This window comes from Nocardia bovistercoris, assembly GCF_015674855.1.
GTDB lineage: Bacteria > Actinomycetota > Actinomycetes > Mycobacteriales > Mycobacteriaceae > Nocardia > Nocardia bovistercoris.
In genome coordinates this window covers 31,671-48,220 of sequence record NZ_JADMLG010000001.1, presented here as the reverse complement: position 1 = coordinate 48,220, position 16,550 = coordinate 31,671, and the positions used below count along the sequence as shown (strand labels likewise).

16 protein-coding genes are annotated in these 16,550 nt (G+C 67.1%); 6 read left to right on the top strand and 10 right to left on the bottom strand.

Annotation, left to right across the window (positions count from 1 at the left end; all coding sequences use genetic code 11):
• Positions 1-19: 19 nt before the first annotated feature.
• From IT779_RS00210 to IT779_RS00200, 3 genes are read right to left on the bottom strand one after another with little or no spacing between them, the layout of a single operon-like run.
• The gene (locus tag IT779_RS00210; RefSeq protein ID WP_196147079.1) at positions 20-4,270 is read right to left on the bottom strand and encodes a TIGR02680 family protein; all 4,251 of its coding nucleotides are present in this window, start codon (positions 4,268-4,270) and stop codon (positions 20-22) included.
• Between the two features lie 2 nt (positions 4,271-4,272).
• Positions 4,273-5,631 (bottom strand): TIGR02678 family protein, encoded by a 1,359-nt coding sequence (locus tag IT779_RS00205; protein WP_198428015.1) that lies wholly within the window; start codon positions 5,629-5,631, stop codon positions 4,273-4,275.
• Positions 5,628-7,436, bottom strand: coding sequence for a TIGR02677 family protein (locus tag IT779_RS00200; protein ID WP_232541368.1), 1,809 nt, complete (start codon positions 7,434-7,436; stop codon positions 5,628-5,630). Before IT779_RS00200 ends, IT779_RS00205 begins: the two co-directional genes overlap by 4 nt.
• Positions 7,437-7,941: 505 nt before the next feature.
• Between IT779_RS00200 and IT779_RS37335 the strand changes: the two genes are divergently transcribed.
• The 4 genes from IT779_RS37335 (at position 7,942) to IT779_RS00180 (ending at position 9,996) form a co-directional block, all read left to right on the top strand.
• Positions 7,942-8,154: a WXG100 family type VII secretion target gene (locus IT779_RS37335; protein ID WP_332838591.1), complete on the top strand. Its 213-nt coding sequence runs from the start codon at positions 7,942-7,944 to the stop codon at positions 8,152-8,154.
• A 102-nt stretch (positions 8,155-8,256) separates the two neighbouring features.
• Positions 8,257-8,448: a WXG100 family type VII secretion target gene (locus IT779_RS39015; protein ID WP_408637705.1), complete on the top strand. Its 192-nt coding sequence runs from the start codon at positions 8,257-8,259 to the stop codon at positions 8,446-8,448.
• 1 nt (position 8,449) lies between these two features.
• Positions 8,450-9,700 (top strand): polymorphic toxin type 37 domain-containing protein, encoded by a 1,251-nt coding sequence (locus tag IT779_RS00185; protein WP_196147078.1) that lies wholly within the window; start codon positions 8,450-8,452, stop codon positions 9,698-9,700.
• Positions 9,697-9,996, top strand: a complete 300-nt coding sequence (locus IT779_RS00180; RefSeq protein ID WP_196147077.1) for a hypothetical protein — start codon at positions 9,697-9,699, stop codon at positions 9,994-9,996. Before IT779_RS00185 ends, IT779_RS00180 begins: the two co-directional genes overlap by 4 nt.
• Positions 9,997-10,131: 135 nt before the next feature.
• Here the strand turns inward: IT779_RS00180 and IT779_RS00175 are convergent, their stop codons facing one another.
• The 3 genes from IT779_RS00175 to IT779_RS00165 form a co-directional block, all read right to left on the bottom strand.
• On the bottom strand, positions 10,132-10,794 hold the full coding sequence (locus IT779_RS00175) for a hypothetical protein (protein ID WP_198428014.1): 663 nt from the start codon (positions 10,792-10,794) through the stop codon (positions 10,132-10,134).
• Positions 10,795-10,915: 121 nt separating this feature from the next.
• Positions 10,916-11,728, bottom strand: a complete 813-nt coding sequence (locus IT779_RS00170) for an MBL fold metallo-hydrolase (protein ID WP_196147076.1) — start codon at positions 11,726-11,728, stop codon at positions 10,916-10,918.
• Positions 11,729-11,734: 6 nt separating this feature from the next.
• Complete coding sequence (locus tag IT779_RS00165; RefSeq protein WP_232541331.1) at positions 11,735-12,205, bottom strand: grhN; 471 nt, start codon at positions 12,203-12,205, stop codon at positions 11,735-11,737.
• 103 nt (positions 12,206-12,308) lie between these two features.
• Here IT779_RS00165 and IT779_RS00160 point away from each other — a divergent pair, with 103 nt between their 5' ends.
• Positions 12,309-13,442, top strand: a complete 1,134-nt coding sequence (locus tag IT779_RS00160) for a helix-turn-helix transcriptional regulator (RefSeq protein ID WP_196147075.1) — start codon at positions 12,309-12,311, stop codon at positions 13,440-13,442.
• A 158-nt stretch (positions 13,443-13,600) separates the two neighbouring features.
• On the opposite strand, the gene IT779_RS00155 is transcribed toward IT779_RS00160, so the two are convergent.
• Positions 13,601-14,170 carry a TetR/AcrR family transcriptional regulator gene (locus IT779_RS00155; protein WP_196147074.1) on the bottom strand — a complete coding sequence of 190 codons (570 nt, stop codon included), beginning with the start codon at positions 14,168-14,170 and terminating at the stop codon, positions 13,601-13,603.
• Between the two features lie 49 nt (positions 14,171-14,219).
• Between IT779_RS00155 and IT779_RS00150 the strand changes: the two genes are divergently transcribed.
• Positions 14,220-14,741, top strand: coding sequence for an SRPBCC family protein (locus tag IT779_RS00150; protein WP_232541330.1), 522 nt, complete (start codon positions 14,220-14,222; stop codon positions 14,739-14,741).
• 122 nt (positions 14,742-14,863) lie between these two features.
• On the opposite strand, the gene IT779_RS00145 is transcribed toward IT779_RS00150, so the two are convergent.
• The 3 genes from IT779_RS00145 to IT779_RS00135 all read right to left on the bottom strand — a co-directional run bounded on the left by IT779_RS00145 (position 14,864) and on the right by IT779_RS00135 (position 16,519).
• Positions 14,864-15,013, bottom strand: coding sequence for a hypothetical protein (locus IT779_RS00145; RefSeq protein ID WP_198428012.1), 150 nt, complete (start codon positions 15,011-15,013; stop codon positions 14,864-14,866).
• 187 nt (positions 15,014-15,200) lie between these two features.
• Positions 15,201-16,121 (bottom strand): aminoglycoside adenylyltransferase domain-containing protein, encoded by a 921-nt coding sequence (locus IT779_RS00140; protein WP_196147073.1) that lies wholly within the window; start codon positions 16,119-16,121, stop codon positions 15,201-15,203.
• Entirely contained in the window at positions 16,115-16,519 is a 405-nt protein-coding gene (locus IT779_RS00135) for a hypothetical protein (RefSeq protein WP_232541329.1), read from the bottom strand. The genes IT779_RS00140 and IT779_RS00135 overlap by 7 nt, the downstream gene beginning before the upstream one ends.
• Positions 16,520-16,550: the final 31 nt, after the last annotated feature.

Sequence of the window (16,550 nt, the reverse complement as noted above, 5' to 3'; positions counted from 1 at the left end):
AGGTTACGGGTTTCGTCGTTCACCTGACCGGACTTGTCGCGCCCGGCATATCGTCCAGAGTCATGCCTCCTTCGATGGTGGTCGGGGTGCGGCGGCGGTCGGGGGAGCCGAGGGCGGCGGTGAGGTCGCCGCCGTCGTGTTCGGCGAGGAGTTCGCCGCTGTCCCATACCAACAGGGTTGCGCTGACGCTGTTTTCGGCGGCGGAGTGGGCAAGGTCGTAGTGGGCGCAGCCGGGGACGTGGGCGTAGGTGATCCACAGGTCGTAGCCGGTCATGAAGAGGTCGAGGTCGAATTGGACGCTGAGGCCGAGTAGTTCGCTGCGGCCGTTGTCGTCGACGCCCGCGAAGGCTTCGTCGAGGGCGAGTAGGCGAGGGGCCTGCGGGTCGGCGGAGTCGAGCATCACGTGGGCGGCGGCGAACAGGGGCAGGTGCAGGGAGACGGATTGTTCGCCGCCGGACAGGGCGCTGTGGCGGGCCACGGTGAGTTTGTCCTCGGCGCCGTCGGCGCCGAGGATGGTGAAGGAGAACACCCGCCAGGTGCGGTAATCGAGGGTGGCGGCGAGGATTTCGGGGTAGGAGCGTTCGGGGTGGGCGGCGCGGGCGGTGCGGATCTCGGCGGCGAAGTGGGCGCGCACGGACGCGAGGTCTTCGGCGGTGAGGGCGGTGGCGTCGCGGTCGAGGAGTTTGCATACCGCGCGGGCGGGGTCGGAGAGGGTGTCGGCGAGAACCCAGTGCACGCCGATGGTGTTGCCGGAGGACATGCGGCGCTGCTTCATCTCCGCGCCCATGCGGGTGATGAGATCGCGGGCGTCGCCGGTGCGTTCGTGGATCTGCTGGGCCAAGCCGGTGAGCAGGGCATCTTCGAGTATGCGGCGTTCGGCGTCGGTGAGCAGCAGTTCCTGGTCGTGGCGGGCGCGGTCGACGCGTTCGGCGAAATCGGCGAGCGCGCAGACGCCGTGCTCGTCCTGGACCTGGACCACGGTGAGCCCGTCGGCGGCGTCCCAGTGCAGGCGGTAGTCGCGTCCGCTCGTGGCGAGTGCGGCGTCGAATTCCTGGAGCGCGGAGGTGACGGCACTGCGGGTGGACTTGCGGGCGGCGTCCCCCGCCCGCACCGATGCGGTTGCGGTGCTCAGATCGGCGAACAGCTCGGCGACTTCGGTTGGTAATACCGATGGTTCGGACTCCGGTCCCGCCTGCGAGATCCGGTAGAGCAGTTGCTCCGGTGTCGACCACGCGGCATCGCTGCCGGGCCAGCGGCCGTGATCGGGGGCGCCGAGTAAGCGCAGTAGATCCGGTTGGGCGTAGGGGGCAAGGGTTTTCACCTCGGCGAGCACTTCGCTCAGTGCGGTGCCGAGTGATTCGTGGGCGGTGCGGTAAGCGGCCTCGGCGTCGCCGACGGCTTCGATCGCCTCGTTGGCCGCCTTGCGCGCCGACTTCTGTTCGGCGCGAGCGGCTTCGATGCGCAGGCGGGCGGCTTCGAGTTCGCGGTCGATGTCGGCGGCGCCCGCTCCCAATGCCTCGCGCAGAGTTTCGAGCTTGCGCAGCTGTTCCTCGTAGCCGGTGCGGGCGGATTCGGCTTCCTCCGCGAATGCTTCGGCGAGGTCGCGGGCCTCGTCGTGGCGGTCGGCGGCCTCGCGTTCGCGTTCGCGCTCCCGCTGGTGGTCGCCGCGCAGGCGCAGCAGTCCGGTGCCGCAGTTCTCGAAATGCCGGATGGCGGCCGCCAGGGCGTCGAGGCCGCGTGCGTCGCGGGGGGTGCGGTGTTCGGCGGCGACGGCACGCACCTTCTTCTCGACCGCCGCCGCGTCGGAGACGGCCTTGTCGAGGTCGCGTTCGGCCTGTGTGGCGGCCTCGGAGCGGGATCGCATCATGCCCGCGCATTCGGAGACCGCACGCAGTGCGGTGATTACCGCCGCCGGGCGCGGGAGCTGTTTGGCGGCGGCGGTCACCCCGTCGAGTTCGGCGATAGCAGCCGCCGAATCAGCTTCAGCGCGTTCGTGTTCGGCGGTCGCGGCTTCGATGTCGGTGGTCAGTTCCGCCATGCGGAGCGCGCGGCGGCGGGCGCGGGCGGTCGCGCCGATGAACTCGGCGTCGGATTTGATGTGCCGACCGAGTTGCACGCCTTGGCGGAACCCGCCCGTTACGCCGATGGTAACCGCTGCACCGGTGACCGCGGCGATATCGGCGTCTCCGATCGCGATGGCATCAACGGCGAGAGCGGAATCGCTCAGCGCGATGGAGCTGAGCACACCGGCGACGGTCTTGCGCGGAACCGTCAGATCGTCGGAATCATCCTCCACCACAAGAACATCGGCGAGGGTCGGGCCGATGGGGCGCGCGGCTTCTGGCAGCGGGACCAGGAAGCGATCCGAACGGAAGTCTGCGGGGATCTCCGTGCAGACCCATGCGTCGAGCAGTCCGGCCGCGTGCAGTGCGGCCTCGATTCCGGCCGCATCACGCGCGGGCAGGTCGTATGCGAAACGGACCAGCCGCCACAGCGGCGCCCCCGCCCGCTCGCCGCGCGCATCGGCATCGGCGAAGGCGACCGGCGGTGCGTCGGCACGCTGGGCCTCGACTTTCTCGTATTCGGTACGCAGTTCGCGCACCCGCGCGGCGGCCGCACCGGCGCGGGCGGCGGCATCGTGGCGGCGCGCACGGATCTCGTCGAGCAGCGGCTGCGCCCGTTCGGCCAGTACTTCGGCGACACCGACCGTGTCTTCCGAACCCGCCGCCGATACCGCGGCATCGAGCGCCGGGAACAGTTCGTCGCCGAGCGCGGAATAGGTCTCGCGGTGCCGTTCCCACCACGCGCGCAGCGCCGTAGCGGATTCCGCACGCGCCAACTCGACCGCCGCCTGCGCGGCCGCGACCTCGGCGCCCGCGGTCTCGCGCGCACCGACGGCGCGTTCGGCATCGCGTTCGGCGCGCAACCGCTCCGCCGACGCGGATTCCAGATGCCCCAACGCCTTCCGAACCTCACGCACGTCCGCGTCGCGCTCTTCGGCGCGCGCCCGGACCGCCGCTGTGAGCGCATCCGCGCGTGCCTCACCCGCGATCGGTGTCCAGGCGATATCGGCTTGTTCGGCGGCGGCGCGCAATTCGTCCTCACCGCGGGCGAGCGCGGCTCCCGCCTCCTGCACGGCGACAAGGGCGCGTTCGGCTTCCTGCGCGCGCTGGTCGAGCGTCTGCCCGGCCTTGAGCGCCTTGTCACCGTGCACACTCGCCGAAGTCTCCAGCCTGCGCACCGCGTCGGCGAGGTCGTCGAGTTGCTGTTTACCCTCGTAAGCGCTGGAACGCTGGAGGGTTTCGCGATCGGCCATGGCCTGGTCGCAGGCGCGGTCGGCGTCGTCGGCGCGGGCTTGGGCGGCGACGCGTTCACCGTCGCGGCGTTGGCGCAGTGCGGTCGCCGCGAACAGCGCGGTGCTCGCGTTGGTCACCGCGTCGAGTCGGACACGGACCTGGTCCACATCGGTTTTCGCCTGCACCGCAAGGTATTTGCGGTAGACATCGACGAACGCCCCGGTGGCGGTGTCGGCGTGCACGAGTCCCTCGAGGGTGCGCCCGACCTCCTCCATATCGCTGAAGGAGCGCGCCGCGTCCAGGATCAGTTGATCATCGAGCGGGCGGAGTCCGTCGGTGAGCGCCTGCGAGAGCCCGCGCGGGTCGAGGTTCTTCGCCAACTGCGGGCGGCGCAGCGTCAGAATGAGATTGATGAGCTGGTCGTAGCGCTGGAGTCCGAGACCGAACATGCGGGCATCGATGGCGGCGCGATAGTCGACCGGGCGGTCGACGATGGCGTCGGTGCCGATCTGTTCGGCCAGCTGTTTGCGGGTGAACGGGCGATCGTCGGCGCCGATGAGCGAGAAGTCGACGCCGACACGGCCGTCGGCGACGAAGTACCACCGGGTGACCTTGTCCGAGGATCGGCTCGCTCGCATGCCGATCCCGACCGTCACGGTCTCCGGATCGGCCCACCGACCGCGCGCGAACTCCATCCACACGTACGAGTAGGCCGATTCCTGCTTGCGATACAGCAGATTCGACTTCATCGTGCGTTCCTCACCCGCGAACGGGTTGAGCCTGCGCGGTTCGATCCGGCCGTCGAGCACGAACGGATACAGCACCTCGAGCGCTTTGGTCTTGCCCGAGCCGTTCGGGCCGCGCAGCACCAATCGGCCGTCGGCGAAACAGAATTCCTGATCGCGGTAGTCCCACAGGTTGACGATGCCCGCGCGCGTGGGGATGAAGCGCACTCCACCGTGGATGACAGACATGCTCAAATCCCTTCGGGGCCGGTGGTGTCGGCGGCGGTGACGAACAATTCCTCGGTGCGCCTGGCACGGACGGTGACGACCGCGCCGCGATAGCGTGCCGCGGCGGGCAGTACGAGTAGTCCGTCCGGTGTGGCGCGGACCAGGCGCAGGCGGTGCAGGAGCGCGGTCACCTCGGCGGTCAATCCCGGTACGTCGGCCTGCCATTGGGCCGCGAAGGTGGCGCCGTAGCGGTCGGCCAGCGCGCGCACGGTGTCGCGCACCCAGTCGTTGTCGAGGAACGGGTATGCCGCCGGTTCGGTTTCATCCGGATCGTCGTCGAGTGAGTCCTCGTCGGGGGCGTCGGCGAGGGCGACGAAGACGGTGGATTCGGGGATTGCGTCATCGAGTTGTCCGATCAGGTCCGTCGCCGGATCGGGCGCGGGCTGTCGTCGCGCGGGGGGATCATCGATATCGAGGACGCGATCGGCGATCTCGCCGACCAGAAGCAGTGCGACCTGCGCCAACGTGCCGGTGCCGGGGAACCGGACATCCGACAGCCGACCCGAGGAATCGATGAGAACCACGCCCTCGGCGCGCCGCTCGGCCCGCAAACCGGTGAAGATCTCCACTTCCGCGACCAGCTGTTCCTGCGTCAGCAGCGCTCGCTCCCGCGTAGGCAGGTCGTCGACGTAGACGACGGGACGTTCGACCAAGGCGCGGCGCACCTTTCGCGCGGCGTCGGCGGCTTGCACGGGGTGCGGTTCCGCGAGAAGACCGCGCACGCTGTGCAGGTGCTGGAGGGCGCGCGGCGGACGGAACAGCGCGAAGACGACCGGACGGTCGATGTCGTAGAGCGCCTCGCCCACTTCGGGATCGGAGGCCCATCCGTGCGCGTCGCCGTCGGCGAGGGTGATCGCACCGCGCGCCGACAGCCAGCCGACGGCATCGACGAAGGCGTCGCGGTCGGCGGCCCGATCGGGCGCGAGTTCCAGCCCCTCGACCCGGCCGCAATAGGCCGACACCTGTTCGGCCAGCTCCGACAGCGTGATCTGATCGCCCGCCCGGCCCAGAGCGGCAAGAGCCAAGGACAGGTAGGCGTAGCGGCGGCGGTCGAAGACGCGGTCGTTGACCGTGCGGGCCGGTCTGTTCGCGTCGAGGCGGTCGAGGACGGGGAACAGCCTGGCCGTGGTCTCGGTGACCTCGAGGCGGTAGCCGAAGAGTTCGGCGAGATCCTCGCGCAGTTCGGTGGCCCAGCGGCGGATCAGTGGCAGCGCGATCCGGTCCGGATAGGTTCTGGTGACCAGGTGATTGGCGAGGATCACCCGTGCGGCGCGCTGGTAGTTGTCGAGCGCGAGGGTGTCGATGCGGCGCGCGTGGATCATGAGTTCGCCCCGATGTCGTTGCGGCGAGACCGTGCTCCGATGGGGTCGGAGGTGTGCGGGGAGGAATCGTCGCCCGGTCCTTCCCGCACAGACTCGGATCGGTCGGGACCGGGTGCGGGAGCGCTCGAATGGTGGAACTCGCTACTCCCGGTGCCGGTGGAAGGCTCCTGGCGCGCATCCGAATACCCGGTGTCGATGGGCCGTGCATCCGAACTTCGTTGGCCTCGCTCACGTGGCGGGCCCGACTTCCGCACGACCGCGACGTCACGCGCCGAGCCGGCGGAACTGCTCGCCCGCACTTCCAGTCGGCGATTGTTCAGATGCAACAAACCTCGGGAGGTGCGGACCACGGTCGACCCGGTGTGCGGCACGACTGTGAGCGTGACCCCGTTGTCGGAGGCCGTCGTACCGGGCGCGCGCCCGCTCACCGGAACCCACGCGGTCGAAGCGGCATCGATCAGTCGGAGCAGCACCTCGGTCTCGCCGTCGTCGAGTTCGCGATGGTGGATATCGGCCGCCGCGAGGGAACGCGCCGCCGCAGCGCGCGCTCGCTGGGCGTCGAGCTGGGATTCACGCAGCCGTCGGACACTCGCCTCGTTGCGCTGGATACGCGCGGGCGCACCCGCCGCGGGCGGGCGGCCGGTCTCGGCCAGCGTGCGCGAGATCTCCAGCGGCGGCGCATCCCACCAGGAACGAATGGCCGGGATGATATCGGCATCCGGATGTTCCATCGCCAGATGCCGCGGGCGACCCAGACCGAACACCGTGTCGAACAACGCGTGCGCGCTGTCGGTGCTTGGCGCCGCGGTGAACCACCCGGCCAGATGCACCAGCGCCGATTCCCGGCTGACCCCGCCGCGCCTGGTCTCGGTGACCCGCCGCAGCAGCGAAAGCACCGCCGCGATCGCGCTCATCGTCGCCTCCCGCAACCGGTCGGCTTCGGTGGACTCGCTCTCACCTGGCCTGCTCGACTCCGCCGCCACGAACCAGGTCCGCAGGCCGTGCCAGCGCGCCCGCCAATCCGCCCGCCGTTGCGCCGCGGTCAACAGCACCCGTTCGTCGCAGCCCGCAGCCCGCTCGACGAGTTCGTCCACGCCCGTCGCCTCGATCTCCCCGATGGCCGCCGCCAGCCGCGGCGCGAACCGCGCCAGGTCCATGCTGAACTCCCGCATGTGCGCGAGCAACGCGTCCTTGTGCGCGAGGAACGATTCCGGGGTGATCTCGGTGGTGCGCACCAGATCGCCCAGCGACAGATAGAAATGCGCGGCCCGAGCCGCCATATCGGTGAGCGCCGCGTCCAGCCTGCGCAGCGTGCGATACACCTGCTCGGCGTCCGCCCGCCGATTCGCCTCCGCCAGGCTTCGCAGATCCGCGAGCAGCTCCGGCAGCACCAGCCGCGACAACGACGCCTCGTCCACCCGCGCGCTCAGCACGCCCGCCACCGCGCGATACGCCCGATAACCCGCCTGCGAGAACTGATAGACGTAGTGCCGATTGCGATATTCGGCCAGCGTGGCCGCACGAGTCCCGTCGTAGCTACGTTCCAGCACACCCCAGCGGTGCAATTGGTCGAGCAGCACCCCGATTTCGAGCGCGGTGATCGACTCCACATCCCCGCGTTCGCGCCGAATCCACTCGGCCACATCGTCGGCGTGCAGCAGCACCACGTACGCGGCGCGCGCACTGTCGAAGGCACGCAACACCCACAGGTACTCGGCGCGCTTCTCCGCCGTCGCGAACGAGAACAGCCGCAGGCGCTCATCCCACACGGCGCTGTCGGCGCTCATCGCGCCCTCGGCGCTCATCGGCCCTTCGACGGATTCGGTCACCGGAACAGAGTAGTAGCGGGTAGATCGCTGCCCGTCGGAGCCGTCCGCCTCGGCGTGCCCGCCCCTGATGCTTCCGGGGACGGGCAACGGACGAGCCCAGTTCTATGTCGGTCTATTCGGGCCGAACGGCAGCTGCGATGGTGCAGCGAGATCAGCTACCGTCCAGTATCTTTTGCTTCCGAGTGGTACGGTTCGCGGCATAACCGGATGTTGGAGGGTAGGTGGGATCACCGCCTCCGCGGACGCGACCTCGTCGGCCGGATTTCGTGCAGCGCAGATCCGGTGAAATCGGGCGAATGGTCCGGAACCCCATATGAGCGTGGACGTATGATCCGAACGTCCGGTGTACGGGGAGGAGACGAGATGGCTACCGATAGCACGCCATTGACGGTGATACCTGACGAAGTGAGGGCGATCGGCACTGTTCGCCCATGAGGTCGCCGAGCAGCTACGGTCGGGCTCGACGACGCTGGATCGAGAAGTGCAGGCATTGTTTGGCACCTGGAAGGGCGCGGCGGCAGACTCGTATCGCACCGGCTGGGACGAGATGCACGACGGGGCGCTGAAAGCCTGGGACGCGCTTACCGACCTGGCGGCGAAACTCGGTGTCACCGCGGCGGAGCTACAGAATCAGGACGATTCGACCGCGACCGGAATCAGCACACTGGATCTGCCCCGACGTCATGTCCGATGAATCAGAATTCGAGTTCGACCTGGAGCACATCGACCAGGTGACCGCGCGGGCCGTGGCTTCAAGGAATTCTTCGCCGACTACCTCGACCAACTGGATGGTCGAGTGCAGGCCCTGGCGCAGAGCGGGCGATGGACCGGCGAAGCTGCGACAGCGTACGCCGCGGAGCAACGGGACTGGTTGATCGCCGCACGGGAACTGCTCGACGGACTCGCCCGAATGCAGACAGCCGCACAGACGGCCCACGATTCCTATGCACACGCGATGGGTGTCAACGACCGGATGACGAGGGGGTGAGATGGTCGGCATCACACCCCAGACGTACTACACCGCGGCTGATGCCTGCTACAAGCTGTCGAAGGAGTTCGAAGGCGCTTACCAACCGTTGCAGACCGCGCTGTTCGACACCGGCGGGATGGCGGGCAGTTACCAGGCCGCCAAAGCATGGTCGAGGGCCTACGACGAGCGCGCGGGCGCATTCACCACTGCGGCAACCAACTTCGTCAACGCGCTCACCCATTTCGGCGACATCCTCATCGCCTCCGGCTACAACTGGGAATGCGCCAACTATGCGGCCAATCGTGATCCGAACAAAGGGGACGGTCCGTCGTGCCCGCGCAGGATTCCGTCCGAAGTGCCGTACGGCGCGGACATCGTCGTGGGAGTCGCATCCTCCCGCGACAACGGCCCAGGGTTGCAGACCGACTTTCCGGAGTTGTACGACAAAGTCGTCGCCAAGGTCGCGGGCGGCGAGATCCCCGACGGCGACACAGACAAACTGGACAAGGCCGCCAAGGCATGGAAACGCTTCGCAGAGGACAACGCGGTCTTCGGTGCGGAGGCCCGGCTGCGGGCCGTCGCCGACGGATTGTCCTCCTTCAACGCTCCCGATATCAGGAACCTGACCGAGCATCTCGGAACACTCTCGACCAACGCGGGCCAGATCAGGCTGGCCGCCGTCGATCTCACCGGTGCCACCGCTGCGCACCAGGCCGCGCTCGCCACAGCCCGATCCGAAATCAATGCCAAGGTGGCGGCGATCTTGGTAGCGGCCTCGGTCGTGATCGCGGTGACGATCGTGCTGATCCGCAACCCGCGGGCAGTGACGGTCGAGGGTCCCGCTCTCGAAACCGCCGCGACCGCGATCGCGAGTGCGTTCGGAGCATTCTTCACAACATTGGCCGGGATTCAATTCAGCGCGGCGGCGCTGGCCGCGACCACGCTGGCTACCATCACCGGGCTGACGATCCTGTCCATCGCCGGTGACGCGACGTTCGAGTCGAACTACAAGTCACCGGCCAACGCCTACGATCCCGATGGACCGAAGGCGCCCGGACGTCCGAGCGAAATCGAAGGATTCAGCCCGCCCAAGGGTGGCGACAAATGGGTGCCGAACCCGAACGGCAAGGGGTCGGGCTGGCTGGACGCCAACGGCAACGTCTGGGTGCCCACCGGTCAAGGCTCGACTGCGCACGGCGGCCCCCACTGGGACGTCCAGGAAAAGAGCGGTGGATATACCAACGTGTACCCGGGAGGTAAGTCGCGATGACCAGCAGTGTCGTTCTCGAAGCGCCACACGTCACCTACTACTCACCACAGGACGAGGCGATCTTCTTCGGGTGGCTCGACAAGATCGACTGCGTCACCTCCTACCGGGGCGAACTCCGCACGCTCTACCTCACCATCGACCCCGCCCGCGCCGACCACGACGCCCTCCGCGAACTCGTCGCCCTCTACCGCCGCTACCACATCGACCTCCGCGAACTCCACCCCCTCACCGCCGACCGCGTCGGCCCATGGTTCAGCGACCAGGCCCGCTGGTGGCACGCTGAAGTCTTCGGATAGCAGCAGATCCAACCAGTCCTAGCTCGTTCGATCGCGATCGACGCTCTCGATCGCTCGCAGCGGCATTACCGCATGTTCTCGAGACCTGACTCGGTGATGCGCTTGCGCAACAGTCGGATGCGACTCGGCCGTGGGTCATTCGTGAGCGGCGATTGCGGCGCCGAGCACCCGGACAGCCTTGTCGTACTGATCGCGGTCGAACAGGAAGGGACCGAATGCGGTGTAGTCACGAGCGGTCCGGTAGGGCTGTTCGAAGTAGTCCCACACGACAAGGTCGCCAGTCAGGCTTATGCGGGTCAGCAGCGGCCAGCAGCCCAGCTCCCCGCAACTGCACGCAAGTACCGGGATCTTCTGTCCCATAGCGAGGGAGGAGAACCCGTGAAAATGGTCCACCGCTGACTCGAACCGGACGAACCGGGGTACGAGGCCGCCGTACGCATCACCCGCAGGCTGCATGTCGGCGCTGATCTCGAAGGTGTCGATGAGATCGTTCAGAGAGATGGTATCTATGCGGGGCATGATCTGGCGGACGTCGGCACGCCCGGGCGGTCCTGGCCGATAGTCGAAGCCGATCTCACTGATGGCCGGCGAACACCGGCGCTGCACACGCTTCCGATCGCCGATGATCGAACCGACACCCGCACGACGGCGCGTGCTAGGCCCCCTACCGGGGATCACCGGCTGAGGCGCACGACGCCCTTCCCAGTCGAAAGAATCACGGTAACACCGTATCCAAAGCGCGCCCATCCCCGCAATGACCGCCGTCCGCCGCGCAGCCCCGACGATCGCCCATTCCACACACGGGCACTTGTGGAGTGTGCAACCGACATTTCACCCGGCGAGCGCGCCGACTTCGCACTCTCAGGTACTCGAGCAGCCGAGCGATCAGCGGCATTTCCGGACGTTCGGATGGTGGCATTCAGTCCGTCGGGGGTGCGGCTTCGAAAGTGGCGAGCAGCAGTTCGACGGCTGCCTGGTCGGGGCCGGTGAAGGGGACTGCGCCGGGAGCCGCAGCGAGCATATCCAGAAACTCGGGCATGCGACCGATCGCGGGTGGCAGGTGGGTGCCGAGGACCAGAGCCGGGTCGAAAGACCGCAGTACGTCGAAGGTTTCAAGGTATTTGGCGTAGTCGACGGTGTGTATCCAAGGACTGTCCACGGTGGCCCACAGCAACTGCCGGTCACGCAGTTCGCATTTGTCGACATATCCGACGTCGGGACAGCCGGCCAGCTCCGCGGAGGGCATGGGAGCGCCGAAACAATCAGAGCTGAAGCAAGCACCGGTGTGCTCGTCGTAGCAGCCGGTAGTCGACGGGTTGTCGAACAGCGGTGGCCGGAAGGCGGTCAACCGCCGGTCGCCGACGTCGAGCGACTGCCCCGGATTGAGGAGATAGACACGGTTCATCGGCAACGGAGCTTCCATCGACATGATGCCCATCCCCAGGAACGTGGTGATCAGGCGGGCGCGGGGAGCGGCATCGAGTAGCTCGCGCAGTGCGCCGGTGTGGTCGCGGTCCGGGTGCGTTATCCAGATCCACTCGACGTCGCGCGGGTCGAGCACCGAGCCGAGCGCGTCCATGAAGCCGCGTTCGGGCAGGCTGAGGCCGGTATCGATCACCACGGGCTCGGCCGCGTGCAGGACGAACGCGTTGACGGGGATGAATCCGATGCCAGGAACTTCCTGGAAGTCGGCCAGGACGCTGATCTCACGTCCGATGTGGTTGATTTCCATGGTATTTCATCCCTCGTTGAAGTCCAGGCGGATCATGGCGCGGGCGATGGTGGACAGCTCGTCGGCGGTCGGCTTGTGGCCACGGCTGGTTTTCAGCCCTAGCTCGAACGGCGTCGCACCGTTGTCCAGCGCTATTCGCATCGCCGTTCCCAACTCCTGCGGTGTGGACCGCAGCAGAACCGCCCGGCCGCGGCGAGTTCGTCCTTGCTGGGTGATGACGACCGGCGCGGCGTCGGCGAAGTTCAGCCGCCACGGCCGTTCGGTGAATACCGTCGGCACACCGTCGATGGTGTGCAGGCACACCGGCACTCGGATCGTCTTGCCACTGCGCCTGCCAGTGAACTCCAGCAGCGCCTGCAGGGTGATACGCCGGCCCAGCCGAGGATTCGACAGGACACGTCGGACGAGTGGATTGATCATTCGCATCAGGGCTGGGGGTGGCGGGGCCAACCGAACATTCGTCGTCGTTGTTGTCATCGCGGACTCCTTCGTTACCGATGACGCTAAAGACGGGCCCGCCGCGCCGGAATACCACAAATTTGGCATTCCGCGGCATTGTTGCTGGTCGTACCGTTGAGGGATGAGCGCGGACACTTTTCAGCGAGCGGCGGAGAAGATCACCCGGCTGTGTGGCGAACCACGCGATCTGGTGACCCTCTGGAATGAGTCGACCGAGGTCCTCGCACGCGCCGTCCCCCACTATTGGACTCCGTGCTTCTACACCCTGGACCCGGCCTCACTGCTGATGACCAGCCACTTCCACCGCGGACTCGATGAGTTCCCCAGTGAGTGGCTGGTCAGCGAGTATTACTCCGACGACGTCAACCAACTCGCGGACGTGGCCCGCTCGCAGTCCGGCATCTCCACCCTCCACGAGATGACCGGCGGTAACCCGTCGAGCAGCCCCCGGTGGCATCGAAACATGACCATGGGGGGCGACCAAGAACTCGTCACTCGCCTGCGAACCCGTTCTGGCGAGGTCTGGGGCGCGCTCGCTCTCTACCGCGAGCCCAAGGCGCCGATGTTCTCCGATGGCGAGAAACACTTCGTGCGAACGGTAGCGCCCTTGCTCGCCGAAGGCGCCCGCGCGGCGCTGCTGCTTGGTCAGGCGCGAGAACCCGACTTCGCCGATTCGCCGGGGCTGCTCGTTCTCGATCACAACTGCGCCGTCGAATCCACCACACCCGGTGTCGCGCAATGGCTTTCGGAACTGCCCGATGGCGATTGGGAGATCGGTCGGCTGCCGTCCGCGGTCCTCACGCTGGCCGGCCGGACGCTGCGCGCAGCCGAGCATTCGCACAGCGGCGACGTCACCGTGGTCCGGGTGCTTTCACGAACCGGTACCTGGGTCGTCCTGCACGGCGCCTGCCTGAACTCGACCGGTGACCGACGCATCGCCATCATCATCGAGCCCGCCGACCCGGGCCGCTTGTACCCGCTGCTCATGTCCGCCTACGGTTTGACCGAACGCGAGAAGGACGTCACCCGGCTGGTCCTGCAGGGCGCGTCGACCTCCCAGATCGCCGCCGACCTGGTGCTCTCCGCTTACACCGTCCAGCAACACCTCAAAAGTATCTTCGACAAGACCGGCGTCCGCAGCCGCCGCGATCTCATCGGCAAGGTCTTCTTCGCACACTACGAGCCCCGGTTCCGCGACAACGAACAGCGAGTCCGCAACGACCAGCCGATCCGTGGGGAACCCTGGCTGCGGTGAGGTCGCTTCGACGGCAACGAGTTGGACGGCGGACTCGCCGGCACTACGCACGCTCATCGGCAGGTGCGGCCATGGCGCGAGATCCTGAGTTGCCCAACGATCTTCACATTTCCAAACCGATCGGTTCGCGGCATTGCAGCGCGTCGCCCGGCCGCAGCTCAGGATCCAGCCTCGGTCAATACCCGCCATATCTCGTCCAGGTAGGAATCCCAGGCGTCGGCGTTTGCGGGCAACGCGCCGCGCGCTGTCCGCCAGAGCTGTCCGGTACCTAGGTACGCCGAGTACGCCAGCACTGCGTGGTGCCGGGCTGCCTCGCCATCGAAGCCGAGCCGGACGAACAGCTCCGTCAGATAGTCGATGCGGCGGTTGGTGACTCGGGTCAGGACGGGTTCGACCAGCGGGTCCATGGCACCGGCCAGCAGGATCGTGAGGTTCTCCTGCGGATGCGACAGCGCAGCGCCCAAGAGGGTCCGAAGGCCGACAGCCGGGTCCGGTTCGGTCGATACCAGGGCGATCACGGCATCGGTCTCGTCGTGCTCCCAGCGCTGCAGGGCTGCCCGCAGCAACTCGTCCCGGTTCGCGAAATGCCAGTAGGCGCTGCCTTTCGTCGCACCCAGTCGCGCGGCAAGCGGTTCGATGGCGACCGCACCCACTCCACCTTCGGCCAGTGCCGTCAGCGCGGCCGCGATCCAATCGTCGCGGCTGAGCCGTCGCCTCTTCTCCGCCATGGCGCCGTACGGTACCGTATGGAGCGAAACCATACGGCACCGTATGGAAGTGGGCGAGTCGATGATCTGGAATATCCACCAGCGAGAACTGCCGGTGTCCGCGCAGCAGGCCGGCGCGCTGCTCGACACCGTGGCCGAGCCCGGCAATCCGCTGTGGCCCGCCGACCAATGGCCGGCCCTGGCATTGGACCGGCCATTGCAGGTCGGTGCTGACGGCGGCCATGGCACCATCCGTTACGCCTGCACGGCCTATGAACCCGGACGCACAGTGGAATTCACCTTCGCGCCGAGCATGCCGTTCGCGGGCGCTCATACCTTCGAGATCATTGATCGTGGCGAGTACGGTTGCGTGATAAGACATCTCGTCGTCGCGCGGGCCCGCGAGCCGCGCGGCTGGCTATTGTGGACCTTCGCCATCCGCTGGTTGCACGACGCGGTGATCGAGGAACTGCTCGATCGTGCGGCGACAGCGGTGGGGCACCCGCCGGCCGAACCTGCCCGGTGGTCACCTTGGGTGCGCATGCTGCGACGGTCGCTTGACCGTGTCCATGCGGCCGTTCCAGTCGACTGATCAGTCAGTCCTCGGTTTTCGGAACTTTTGTTGTTCAGGATGCCCGCTACTTCAGGCTGAAGGAACCGTTCGTGCCGATGGCCCATGTGAACGCGCACTATTCGGCATGCGGGGTTCGGGTGTCATGTGCCCGAGGCCATATAGGCGGCGAGGATGTAGTTCGGATGCCGATCCAGGTTCTTGCGTGCTCGGTGGTAACGCATCGTGGTGCGCGGGTCGGCGTGACGGGCGGCGATCTGGACATCCCGTAAACCGACGCCTGCGTCGAGCATGGTGGTGACGTACGTGTGGCTTGTCTCCGCAGAGACCGTGTGCAGATAGGTCTGTGTGCGTTTGATTGGCCGAGATGGCGATCGTGACGTGCGCAACGGCGGTGGCGGGCGTGTTGCGATAATCTTCCGTGTCAAGTGATGCATGTCACTCGACTGGGTTCTGCTTGGCGTGGGCCGCTCGGTGGCTTCAGCCGACGTCAGGTGCGGATCGGTTGTCATAGATGTTGTGGGCGTCGGCGATCGCCATGTGGCCGAAGGCCAGAATGTCGCGTCTGCGGGCCAGTGGGTTTCGGTAGAGCGTTTGTCGGGAGTCGCCACGGCGAAGCCGTAGTGCCTCATTGATGATGCGATGCCAGCGGTCGGGGAAGGTGTGCAGGGCGTGGCGGCCTGCGCCGTCTTTGGAAGTGATGTCGCCGGTGGCGAGGGTGTAGTGGAGTCGGGCGATGCCGGTGACTGTCCAGACTGTGCCGTAGTCGGTGAGCAGGCCGAGCCCGGGTTTGCTGATCAGCCGGGCGGCGCGGGATAGTCCGCTCGCCCAGTAGTTTTCGAGGTTGGTGTTCTGCCAGGCGGCAAGTGCGGCAGGGTCGGTCCAGATGTCGAGGTCGCCGATGGCCGGTCCCCGTAACGCGACGCCGTGGTGGGCGAGGGTGTGCCAGGTGACCGGGGTTTGTGGGCCTGCACCCGATTTCGCCTGCAGTTGTCCTTCGTGGCTGAATGGTCGGCCGATGGCAGCGGCCGGGCCTGCGGTGAGGTCGTTCCAGGTGAGGTAGGTCCCGTCGAAGAATGGTCGACGTTGCTGCTGGCGCAGTTGTGTGTGGATTCGTTCCAGCGTGGCCAGCGCTGCGGCATCGGGCGGTGCCGCGGTCACCGCGACGAAGTCGATGTCGCCGGCCTCGGGGCGGAAATCCCCCAGTGCCACCGACCCTTCCAGATAGAGACCTTCGATCAAACCGGGGGCCTCGGCGTCGGCCAGGGCCAGATAGAATTCGACGGTGTCTGTGACGATTGAGGGTATCGACATGGGTTCGAGTCTGCCGGAATCGGCCCAGATAGGTATCGGATCCGGTGCCCATCGTCGCGATGTCGGGGCGTTCGTCCGGGTCAGCATGGGCCGATGATCTTCTGCCGTGTCGGTGGCAGGCGGGTGATGTTGGTGTTGGGGTCCGGTGCGGCGCGCAGGCGCAGGATCTCCTCGTGCTGAGCCGCGAGTCGTGCGAGGGCCTGAGTCCGGAAGACGGAAAGTTCCTCGACCGTCGAATTCGCCTGGTTCAGGCGATTTCTGAGCTTATCGAGCTCGGACTTCAGTCGCTCGATCTGCGAGGTCCTCGGGTCGGGAGTTTGCCCGGCGTCCTGGAGTTGCTGGACCCGTTGTTCGAACTCGGTGCGCAGGTGGGCATAGGGGCGGCTGCCGTAGAACGCGGTGCGGTCGAGGCCCGCCTCGCGGGCGAGGGTTTTGATGTCGCAGCCCCCGCCGGGTGGAATCTCTCCGCGCAGCAGGCGATCCATGGCGGCGCGGATGCGGTACTCGTTTTGGATG

Coding starts and splice junctions, on each gene's coding strand:
- IT779_RS00165 (WP_232541331.1), bottom strand. CDS start 12,205: ATGACAACAACGACGACGAATGTTCGGTTGGCCCCGCCACCCCCAGCC.
- IT779_RS00145 (WP_198428012.1), bottom strand. CDS start 15,013: ATGCTCGACGCAGGCGTCGGTTTACGGGATGTCCAGATCGCCGCCCGT.
- IT779_RS00185 (WP_196147078.1), top strand. CDS start 8,450: ATGGTCGGCATCACACCCCAGACGTACTACACCGCGGCTGATGCCTGC.
- IT779_RS00205 (WP_198428015.1), bottom strand. CDS start 5,631: ATGATCCACGCGCGCCGCATCGACACCCTCGCGCTCGACAACTACCAG.
- IT779_RS00155 (WP_196147074.1), bottom strand. CDS start 14,170: ATGGCGGAGAAGAGGCGACGGCTCAGCCGCGACGATTGGATCGCGGCC.
- IT779_RS00160 (WP_196147075.1), top strand. CDS start 12,309: ATGAGCGCGGACACTTTTCAGCGAGCGGCGGAGAAGATCACCCGGCTG.
- IT779_RS00170 (WP_196147076.1), bottom strand. CDS start 11,728: ATGGAAATCAACCACATCGGACGTGAGATCAGCGTCCTGGCCGACTTC.
- IT779_RS00135 (WP_232541329.1), bottom strand. CDS start 16,519: ATGGATCGCCTGCTGCGCGGAGAGATTCCACCCGGCGGGGGCTGCGAC.
- IT779_RS00140 (WP_196147073.1), bottom strand. CDS start 16,121: ATGCTGACCCGGACGAACGCCCCGACATCGCGACGATGGGCACCGGAT.
- IT779_RS00200 (WP_232541368.1), bottom strand. CDS start 7,436: ATGAGCGCCGAGGGCGCGATGAGCGCCGACAGCGCCGTGTGGGATGAG.
- IT779_RS00210 (WP_196147079.1), bottom strand. CDS start 4,270: ATGTCTGTCATCCACGGTGGAGTGCGCTTCATCCCCACGCGCGCGGGC.
- IT779_RS00180 (WP_196147077.1), top strand. CDS start 9,697: ATGACCAGCAGTGTCGTTCTCGAAGCGCCACACGTCACCTACTACTCA.